At 68.6% G+C, this 9,155-nt stretch carries 9 protein-coding genes; 4 read left to right on the top strand and 5 right to left on the bottom strand.

The window, feature by feature from the left end:
* Nucleotides 1-108: 108 nt before the first annotated feature.
* Nucleotides 109-1,161 (bottom strand): ArsR/SmtB family transcription factor, encoded by a 1,053-nt coding sequence (locus tag C6N31_RS41690; protein WP_232486314.1) that lies wholly within the window; start codon nt 1,159-1,161, stop codon nt 109-111.
* 355 nt (nt 1,162-1,516) lie between these two features.
* Between C6N31_RS41690 and C6N31_RS41685 the strand changes: the two genes are divergently transcribed.
* Nucleotides 1,517-2,629, top strand: a complete 1,113-nt coding sequence (locus C6N31_RS41685; protein ID WP_138351927.1) for an ABC transporter substrate-binding protein — start codon at nt 1,517-1,519, stop codon at nt 2,627-2,629.
* A 139-nt stretch (nt 2,630-2,768) separates the two neighbouring features.
* Here the strand turns inward: C6N31_RS41685 and C6N31_RS41680 are convergent, their stop codons facing one another.
* From C6N31_RS41680 to C6N31_RS41670, 3 genes are all read right to left on the bottom strand, one after another.
* Nucleotides 2,769-4,169 carry a glucose-6-phosphate dehydrogenase gene (locus C6N31_RS41680; RefSeq protein ID WP_198359571.1) on the bottom strand — a complete coding sequence of 467 codons (1,401 nt, stop codon included), beginning with the start codon at nt 4,167-4,169 and terminating at the stop codon, nt 2,769-2,771.
* Nucleotides 4,170-4,435: 266 nt separating this feature from the next.
* Complete coding sequence (locus C6N31_RS41675; protein ID WP_198359570.1) at nt 4,436-5,248, bottom strand: hypothetical protein; 813 nt, start codon at nt 5,246-5,248, stop codon at nt 4,436-4,438.
* Entirely contained in the window at nt 5,245-5,946 is a 702-nt protein-coding gene (locus C6N31_RS41670; protein WP_269287064.1) for a GntR family transcriptional regulator, read from the bottom strand. The genes C6N31_RS41675 and C6N31_RS41670 overlap by 4 nt, the downstream gene beginning before the upstream one ends.
* Nucleotides 5,947-6,129: 183 nt before the next feature.
* On the opposite strand from C6N31_RS41670, the gene C6N31_RS41665 reads away from it, so the two are divergent.
* From C6N31_RS41665 to C6N31_RS44835, 3 genes are all read left to right on the top strand, one after another.
* On the top strand, nt 6,130-6,300 hold the full coding sequence (locus tag C6N31_RS41665; RefSeq protein ID WP_164293239.1) for a hypothetical protein: 171 nt from the start codon (nt 6,130-6,132) through the stop codon (nt 6,298-6,300).
* A gap of 443 nt (nt 6,301-6,743) precedes the next feature.
* Nucleotides 6,744-7,406: a threonine/serine exporter family protein gene (locus C6N31_RS41660; RefSeq protein WP_232486313.1), complete on the top strand. Its 663-nt coding sequence runs from the start codon at nt 6,744-6,746 to the stop codon at nt 7,404-7,406.
* Nucleotides 7,369-7,683 (top strand): threonine/serine exporter family protein, encoded by a 315-nt coding sequence (locus C6N31_RS44835; protein ID WP_232486312.1) that lies wholly within the window; start codon nt 7,369-7,371, stop codon nt 7,681-7,683. Before C6N31_RS41660 ends, C6N31_RS44835 begins: the two co-directional genes overlap by 38 nt.
* A 100-nt stretch (nt 7,684-7,783) precedes the next feature.
* On the opposite strand, the gene C6N31_RS41655 is transcribed toward C6N31_RS44835, so the two are convergent.
* Nucleotides 7,784-8,851 (bottom strand): sugar ABC transporter substrate-binding protein, encoded by a 1,068-nt coding sequence (locus tag C6N31_RS41655; protein ID WP_138352078.1) that lies wholly within the window; start codon nt 8,849-8,851, stop codon nt 7,784-7,786.
* Between the last annotated feature and the right edge of the window lie 304 nt (nt 8,852-9,155).

The following is a 9,155-nucleotide window of genomic DNA, read 5'->3' as shown; positions in this document are numbered from 1 at the left end:
GTCGGACCAACGAGCCACACCGCCAACAGTCACACCACATGCGGTTGCAGTATTAAGTCACGGCTTAAAAGGGGGACGCGACGGCCGATACCTCGGCGACCCCGTGGCTCACGACTCCGTCATGGTGCCGGTCCTCAACAGGGCGAGCCCCAGCGGGGTGATGAGGTGCAGCACGGAACCGCCTCGGCGGCTGGTGGTGATGAGATCGGTGTCCCGCAGCACCGTCGCGTGCTGACTGGCGGCTGCAGCGGAGACGTTGAGGCGGCGTGCCAGTTCGGTCGTCGTGCAGCCTTCCGCTGTCACCTGCAAGGCAGCGGCTCGCGTCCGGCCGAGGAGAGACTCCAGGTTCCGCACGGGCGAGTTGTCCGGTTCGGCCGGTCCAGCACCGGTCAGCGGCCGACGGAGGGCCGGTACCGTCAGCCGGGGTGGCTGGGCGGTGTCGAGCGGGTCCCACAGAAAGCTCACAGGCCGTGTCGAGAAGACCGTGGGCGTGATGATCAGCCCCCTGCCCTGGAGGCGCACCTCGACCCGGCGGGGGTAGGGAGCTTCGAGAACGGGAGGACGCCAGCGGACCAGTGGTGCGCAGATCGAGCGCAGCAGCAGATCGATGCCTCCCTCGAGCACCAGGTTCGCGGAGCGGGTGGACAGCGCGACCAGTTCCGACCGCCCTCGTTGCCAGTACGGCTCTACCGTCAGCCGATGGCAGGCGCGCACGGCGTCGGCGAGCTCCCTGCGCGCTTCGCGGTCCCCTTCGGACACCCGCCTGGCCCATGACAAGTGTCCGGGATGGAAGTTGAGCCCCTCGAACTCGCGTCGCAGCCGCGACACGGGGGCGTGCAGCAGGTTGTCCAAGGAGTGTTCCAGGGACGGCGTATCACCCATCAGGGCCAGCAGGTCGAGCCCGGGACCGCGCACCGGAATCAAGGACGTCAGCGGGCGCGTGTCCGCGCCCAGCCGGCCCGCGACCGCCGAACGCCACGAGCGGAAGTGAGGAAGGTCCCGGTTCTCCCTCAGCAATTCCAGGCTGTAGTAGATCTCCGCTGCGACTCCGATCGTCGCGGCCACACGTGTCCGCGCGAGGTCTTCCGCCGTGAAGTGAATGCGTAACACCCGACCAGCCCCCTGCCACCGCAATAGAGCGCGTGTGCGCAGCCCCAGCATGCCCCAACCCGGAACGTCACACAGGACGGCCCACTGCCCTCGCACCTGCGCCGGAGAGCCGCCATCCGAGTGAAGGCAGGTTCGTCTATACTCGACGGTCGGTCAGTGTGTGTCGCTGGGCGTCCCTTCAGGGCGGGGATGACGTCAATAGCGGCCCGGCAGCGCGGGCAACGGCCCGCAGTGAACGGGACGGATAATCGGTTGCCCGCTGGCGATGATGGTGGATGCAATGGCCGACATGGTCACCAAGGTGCTTCCGCCACGGCGAGATGAGCTGCATGCGTAACTGCCAAGCCGTGCCCCTGTACGTACCGGGCCAACTGCCACCGACGCTCCGCACGGGAGAGGGCAAGGCATGAATACGCCACCATCGCCATCTGGAGGGGAGCGGACCGACGGATCGTCCGTCCGGATCGGCGCTCTCGTTCCGCTGACGCGGCCTGGCTGGGTCGAGGCGGGCAGGCACTTGCTCGCTGGACTCGAGTTGGCCGTTCGCGAAGTCAATGACGCCGGCGGGATCGTGGGACGACCACTCGAGTTGGTGGTCCGGGACACCGCGGCTGATCCAGAGCGGGCGGCGGCGGCCGTAGATGAGTTGGCTGGTCTGGGCGTGGCTGCCGTGGTGGGGGAGTACCACAGCGTCGTTGCTCGCGCCGCTGCCGCCAGGGCCGACGCCCTCGGCCTGCCGTTCCTCTGCTCGTCAGCGGTTCTCGACGCGCTCACCGACAAGCCGACGCAGTGGGTCGCGCGCCTCGCCCCGGCACAGTCCCATGGCTGGCAGATCTATGCAGACTTCCTCCTCGGCGCGGGCCACAGCCGAATCGCCGTAGCAGCGCAGCCGAGTGTCTACTGGGCATCCGGGGCCCGCATTCTGCGGGACCATCTCGCTCCACGTGGCGGCACCGTCATCGAACTCGACATGGGCGCGCTCACCCCCACGGCCGTGTGCGACGAACTCGTCCACCATCGCGCGACCGCCCTCCTTCTTCTGGTCGGCCACCCGGAGCCGGCAGTGCCGATCGTGAGGTCCGTCCGCCGCGACCAGCGCCTGGCAGAGATCATGATGGGTGCTCCGGCCGGGCAACCGGAGTTCGCCGAATGGGTGGCGTTGCTGGGTGACCAGGGAGCCGGGATCCCGTTCCTGCGCTACCTGCCCGAACGCCTCGGCCCACTCGGTGCACGAGTCGAGACGGCTCTCCGCGAGCGGCTTGGCGAAGCACCCTCCTTCGTCGCCTTCGAGGGCTACGACACGGTCGCCGTCCTCGCCGATGTGCTGCGTTCGAGCGGTGGGGACCGGGCGCGCACGAGTGCATCGTGGTCGCGCGTTGCGGTCGAAGGCACCCGGGGGCAGATCCGGTTCTCCCGCGTGCCCGGCATCAACGTCTGGCAGTGGGCTTGGCCGCCGGTCCAAGTCGTTGATCGGGATCCGGCGGAACCCGCTCGCTTTCGGATCCTTCATGCCGGCTGAGGCAGTGGCCTCCCTCCTCTCCAGCGCTGCCCAGTCTGAGGCTCGCGTCGGACACCACGCAGCTGTGGCCGTCGCGCATCAGGCGGCGGGCGATGTCGGCGCCCATCCGGCCGGGCGCATCACGCCGAGCTGCCGGGGGTTACGTGTCGGCGTGGTCCGTTCGCCTCGGGTCGGGGCCTGGGAGCCAGGGCAACTGCCAGGGCGTGTTGCCCGGGTGCTGCGTGGGTCCCCAGGAACCCCGTGCGTAGGGCACCGGCGCGGGTGGGTGATCCACCAGCGGTTGGATGACGCGCCAGGTCTCCTCCACGACGTCCTGCCTGGTGAAGAGCGAACGGTCGCCGGTCAGCGCGTCGTTGAGGAGCCGCTCGTAGGGCTCGGGGGGCTTGCCGAGTTCGGCGGCGAAGGACAGGTCCAGGTGGACGTCTCTGGTCGAGTGACCGGATGCCTCCTTGGAGAGCATGTTGAGCCGCAGTCCGGGGTCCGGGTCGATCCGCAGCACCAGCTCGTTGGGGTCGGGATGCTCGGGCTGGTCGAGGAAGGCCAGCCGCGGCGGGCGTTTGAAGACCACGCGCACCTCGGTGGCCCTGGCGGCCAGTGCCTTGCCCGCCCTGATGGAGAACGGCACGCCGCTCCAGCGCCAGTTGTCCACTTCCAGGGCGAGTTCGACGTAGGTCTCGGTCACCGAGCCCGGCTTGACTCCGGGGACGTCCAGGTAGCCCTCGTACTGACCGCGCAGGCAGCGGGCCGGATCGACGTCGGCCATGGCCCGGAAGACATCGACCCGCCGGTCCCACAGCGCGTCGGGTCCGGGGCCGACCGGCGCTTCCATGGCGATCAGGGCGAGCACCTGGAGGAGGTGGTTCTGGACCACGTCGCGCAGCGCGCCCACCGGGTCGTAGAACGACCCTCGGTCCTCGACTCCGAAGTCCTCGGCCATGGTGATCTGTACGGCCGCCACATGATCGCGGTTCCAGACCGGTTCCAGGAGCGCGTTGGCGAACCGCAGGAACTGGATGTCCAGTACGGGCTGCTTGCCGAGGAAGTGGTCGATGCGCAGGATCTGGTCCTCGGCGAGCACCTGGTGCAGCCGTGCGTTGAGCGCCCGGGCGGAGGCCAGGTCGTGGCCGAAGGGCTTCTCGAGCATCACCGTGGCATGCGCGGTGAGGTTCGCCGCACCCAGTGCCTCCACGACCGGGGCGAACAGCGACGGCGGGATCTCCAGGTAGAACAGCGGTTTCCCGGCGTCCTTCAGCCGGCCGGCCAGCGCCTGGTAGGTCGCCGGGTCGGCGAAGTCGCCCTGCAGGTAGGTCAGCCGCCGGGCCAGCCGCTCGAAGGCACCGGCCTCCACCGGCTCGCCGACCGTGTGCAGGGCCTCGCGCAAGGAGGAGATGAGGTGGTCGTGCGACCAGTCCTCGCGCGCGACCCCGATGATCGGGCAGTCCAGGAGCCCGGACGCCTCCAGGCGGTAGAGCGACCGGAAGGTCATTTTGCGCGCCAGGTCGCCGGTGATACCGAAGATCACCAGGGCGTCGGCGGTCACTGCTCCGCCCTCCACGCCGGGGCATGCGCCATCGCCGTTCCGGTGAGGGCACCGTCGAGGCCGAACAGACATGCCCGAACCCGCTCAGGCGGACCATGAGTCATAAATGGGACCATATAGCCCATGTTTTGAATCTGCTGGCAACGGCACGGTCGGACATCGACGCTGCTGCGGGGCCCCACGGCGGCCAGGCGTGTGCACTGCCGCGGTCAGGGCGATCGAGCCGGGCGAACGAGACCGCGGACGCCCGGCGGGAGCAACCACGATCAGGAGTGGTTGACGTAGGTGACGATTCCACCGACGGTCAGACCCAGTGCGCAGCCGATCTCGAACCCCTGGCGGCGCATCGCCGGGGTGTACGCCGCGGCGGTCATGTCAATGGGTCCGATGAGGCCCAGGAACAGGCCGCACAGGCAGACGACGTAGCCGTGCTCCAGGGCGGCGGCCTGCCACGCGGGGTCGGGCGAGACCCAGGCACGGGAGTAGAGCTCACCGTCGGGCGTCCGCAGTTCGAGCCGGGAACGGCTCATGACGTCCGGTCTCCATCGCCCCGCATCGCAGTCCGGTATCTCGTGCAGCTCCCAGCCCGGGGCCGAGCGCAGGTCGGCGTATCCGGGCGGCCTCCGCCGCATGCCGAAGTAGACCTCGTTCTCGTTCTCGTCGCGTCGCGGCGGTTCGCGCATGCGCAGCTTTTCGAACACGGTGGGCGGGATCCTGTCCAGGCGGACCCCGTCCTCGTCGGAGCTGGGCGGATCGGGCTGGCGCAGCTGCGAGAATTCCGGCGGCAGGCGCTGCATCCCGAACAGGATGGCCCCCTCGATCTGCGGTTCCCTGGGCACCTCCTCGATCGACGCCGCTGACGTCACGGCATGTTGGACGTGGTTGGTATGCAGTCGTAGGACCTGCCGGAACTCGAAAAGCGCCGCCGGGGTGTGACCCGTCAGGTCGGGGTCGAGGGTGACCGTGCCCTGCGGGGTCTGCAGGCCCAGCAGGATGCCATCGAGCTGCAGCCCGGGGTCGCCGCAGAACAGGATCTGTCCGTGGTCGTCGACCTCCTCGAACGGCGGGACCCTGCTCATCTCGCGTCCTCGAAGGCGCGTACCAGTTGTCGTTCCGCGTCGGCGAGGTAGACCGACAGCAGCAGCTCCGCCTGCTGGGTGTCCCTGGACTCCAGGGCGCCCAGGAGTTCGCGGTTGCGGGTGAGGTAGGGCTCATGGAAGCGCTGCGGGTTGTCCATGACGTGGAAGGACAGGCGTAGTTCGGCGTGGATGCGGAGCATGAACTCCTCCAGCCGCGCGGATCCGGCCAGTTGCACGATCCCGCGGTGGAAGTGCAGGTCGGCGGTGGCGACATCGGGCCAGCGCTGGTCGGCCGCGGCGCGCTCGCCCGCCTCGACGGCTGCCCGGATCGCGCCGATCACCCGCTCGGGGGCGCCGACCAGTTCCCGTACGGCCGCACCCTCCACGAGTCGGCGCAGCCGGTACAGCTCCACGACGTCGTCCCGGCCCAGGGTCCGCACGAACACGCCGCGGTTGAGCTCGTGCACCAGCAGGCGTTCCTGGGCCAGCAGTCGGAAGGCCTCACGCAGGGTGTTGCGGGAGACCCCGAGGGCCGCGCCGATGGCCTCCTCCGACAGCCGGGTTCCGGGTGGGATCCGCCCTTCGGTCACCCGGTCCCGCAGTACGCCGGCCACGCGCTCGGCGGTGCTGCCGCGGCCGAGCGGGTCCTGGTCTCGCGCCAGTTCGTCGATCCATGACCTCGGAGCGTTGGTGCTCACCTGCGTCCCTCTCATCCTGCGGACAGATCGTTGAACAAAAGATACTCCGTTTGTACAGCGAAATGGAAGCGGTGAGAGCCACTCTTGAATGCCCTCTTGCTGGATTGTTGAACAATCCTTACCTTGTTGAGCAGGCGCAGCAGGCGTAGCAGGCGCATTCAAGGAGTCGCAGGAGGCAAGTAAATGACGCAGAGTCAGACGGACCGCGGTCCTGCCGGGTGGAGGGTGCTGATGCTCATCGGACTGTTCGGCCTCGTCGTGAGGCGGCTCGCCGGGGAGCCCTTCAGCACTCTCCTGGACTGCCCGCTCGGGATCGTCGACTTAGCCGGCCTGCTGGTCGCACGCCGCAAGTAGCAGTGGAGGCGACATGGACCCGTAGGGCAGGGACGCGCATCGCTTCGGGCCGACGGCGTGTGATCACCGAGCCGGAGATGTGGGAGGAGCCTCGATCGGGGCGGCCCGCGGACGTGTTGAGCGACGACGACCACGCGCCGCGGCCCCCCGGGTCCGGGGCGGCGCCGGCCGTGGCTGTGGGCGCTGGGCGGCGTGGTGGTGGCTTCCGCGCTGTGGGCGGCGGTCCTGCGGGGCACCGATGACGGCCGTTCCCCGGTTCCCGACCTGCACGGTATGCACCTGAGTGCATCACCGTGCACAGCTCTGAACCTCGAACCCCTCACCGACAGCGTGTCCACCGGGCGCATGGTGTCCCTCGACCCCGAGGTCCGCACGGGCCCGGCGCTGGACCACGCCTCCTGCTCCACCATCTCCTCGCGATCGCGCAGGTCGCCGAAGGGCGCATGGGTGCCGCGGAGGCCGACCGCAGCCCGGCAGCGATCACCTCGGCCCCGCCGCTGTACCCGTGGTGGCTCAAGTTGGCCGGCATCGTCCTGTTCGCCATCGGATTCGCACCCCTGATGCAGCCCACCTGGTACGAGGTGTGGACCACGGCCGTTCTCGGCACCGTGACCGCCTCCCTGGCCGTTGCCGCCGGGCGGCTGCCGAGACTCGCGACGGTGCTGCCGCTGGTGGCCGCGACCACCGTCTCCCTCATCACGCTGGAGGTGTTCGCCCGCACGCCCGCACACGGTGGCTCGGTCCTGCTGATGCTGCCCGCTCTGTTCTACTTCGTTCCCGGCGACCATCTCAGCGCGGCCACCGCGGAACTGGCCGCCGGATTCCTCACCACCGGTGCGAACCGCCTGGTCCACGCGGTCTTCCTGCTCGTCCAGCTCTACCTCGGAGTCATCCTCGGACTGGTGATCACCGGCAGATCACGGCATGCGCTGTTCGACGTGGCGGCCCACGGGGACCTGCCGCTGGGCCCTGTTCCTGGCCTGGATCGTCTTCACCGTCGGCACCGTGCCGGCCTTCGCCATCCCCACCCGGCTGCTGGGCACCCTGCTGGTCCTGGTGTATGTCACCGTGGGCGTGCAGACTGCGGGCACCAAGCTGATCGGTGAGGTCGGCGGCACGTTCGCCGCCGCCGTACCGCTCGGCCTGGTCACGACATGGCTGGCCGCCAGACCCGCGCAGCCCCCACGCATCGTGCTGCTGCTGCCAGGCTTCTTCACTCTCACCGTCGGCTCGCTGGGCATGCGCGGGCTGACCGCACTGGCCGGCGGCTACCCCATCCAGGGCTTCCACGACCTCACCAAAATGATCACCATTGTGACCGCCATCGCCGCCGGACTCCTGCTGGGCGCCGTCCTCGCCCCTCGCCCCGAGCCGGCGCCGTGACCTCGGCCGCCGCTCCGCCATCGCCGCAGCCGCGGATCGGCTGCCGCCACCGCGGCAGCCGGCGGGCCGAGGGATCGGGGGAGTGGCGGGGCCAGGGGGTCTAGCGAATGCCGGCCGCCTCACAGGCGGCGGCGTAGGCGCCGGCACAGATCTGCATCATGAGATACACCTCGTCCTTGACGACCGTGTCCTTGATGTTGTCCTTGGTCACCGACACCGCGGTGAGCAGCTTGGCGGGCACGGTGGTGCCGGAGCCGCTGGTCGCGACGGTGTCCGCGACGGTCTTGATGTCCTCACCGTTGATCAGCTTGACCGCGATCTCGGCGGTCGCGTCGGCCTCGGGCTTGAACGCCTTGTACACGGTGCTGCTCTGCTTGCCGGCCAGGATCCGCTGGATGCCGGCGAGGTCGGCATCCTGACCCGTCAGCGGGACGTTGATGCCGGCATCCTTGAGGGCGGTGGCGATACCGCCGGCCATGCCGTCGTTCGCGGAGTAGACACCGTCGATGTTCTTGGCGCCGAGCCGCGCGATCGCCTCCGTGACCTTCTGGTTCGCGACGGTGTCCTTCCACTTGCCGCTCTGCTCGTAGGCGATCTTGACCTTGCCGTCGAGCGCCTTGTGTGCACCGGCCTTGAACTGCGCGGCGTTCGGGTCGGCGTCGTCACCGTTGATCATGACAACGTTGGCAGTCGGGGTCGCCTTGTCGCCCATGGCGTTGAGCAGTGCCTGGCCCTGCAGCTCGCCGACCTTCTCGTTGTCGTAGGAGACATACGCGGAGACCGGACCCTGGGCGAAGCGGTCGTACGCCACGACCTTGACGCCCTTGTCCACGGCCTCCTGGACCGACGCCTTGATGCCGACCGCGTCCTGCGGGCTCAGGATCAGGACCTTGACGCCCTGGGCGATCATGTCGCGGACCTGCTGCGCCTGTCTTGCAGGGTCACCGTCAGCGTTCTCGTACGCGATCTTGCAGTCGGGGCAGAGCGACGTGATCTTGCCTCCGATCAACGGACGGTCGAACTTCTCGTACCGCTTCGTGGCGTTGTCCGGAAGCAGCAGACCGATCGACTTGTCCTTCAGGCTGACTCCGGTGTCGCCCGTGTCACCGCAAGCGGCCGCGGACACGGTCATCGTTACCGCAAGCGAGCACATGACGGCACGACGCATTACCGCGTTCATTTTTGGGTTGCCTCCCTGACGAGGCCGCAAGGCTGCGGCCGAGGTTCACGGGAGTCAACTCGGCCGTTGCCATGTCGTCAATAAGTAAATTGTTAACGAGATGGAAACGACATAGTTGTTAATTGTCTGAACCAATAGCAAGGACCGACAGCGGGGGGGGGCTGCTCCCAGCGCCAGGTTGTACGTGGTCCCCCCGGGCGTAGGGACCACAGGCAGAGGGTGAGGGCGGACTGTCGTCTAGTGCGTTGTCCACGAACGTTCGCCGGGCCTGGTGATCCGTGAATGATTTTTG

Origin of the sequence: Streptomyces fildesensis (assembly GCF_016107395.1) — a bacterium.
GTDB lineage: Bacteria > Actinomycetota > Actinomycetes > Streptomycetales > Streptomycetaceae > Actinacidiphila > Actinacidiphila fildesensis.
Note: the sequence above shows the minus strand (reverse complement) of the source record. Positions and strands in the feature narration are given on the sequence as shown.

What these genes read in the sequence shown, in the direction of transcription:
- C6N31_RS41690 (WP_232486314.1), bottom strand. Translation starts at nt 1,161, where the DNA reads ATGCTGGGGCTGCGCACACGCGCTCTATTGCGGTGGCAGGGGGCTGGT.
- C6N31_RS41685 (WP_138351927.1), top strand. Translation starts at nt 1,517, where the DNA reads ATGAATACGCCACCATCGCCATCTGGAGGGGAGCGGACCGACGGATCG.
- C6N31_RS41675 (WP_198359570.1), bottom strand. Translation starts at nt 5,248, where the DNA reads ATGAGCAGGGTCCCGCCGTTCGAGGAGGTCGACGACCACGGACAGATC.
- C6N31_RS41665 (WP_164293239.1), top strand. Translation starts at nt 6,130, where the DNA reads ATGACGCAGAGTCAGACGGACCGCGGTCCTGCCGGGTGGAGGGTGCTG.
- C6N31_RS41660 (WP_232486313.1), top strand. Translation starts at nt 6,744, where the DNA reads ATGGGTGCCGCGGAGGCCGACCGCAGCCCGGCAGCGATCACCTCGGCC.
- C6N31_RS41655 (WP_138352078.1), bottom strand. Translation starts at nt 8,851, where the DNA reads ATGCGTCGTGCCGTCATGTGCTCGCTTGCGGTAACGATGACCGTGTCC.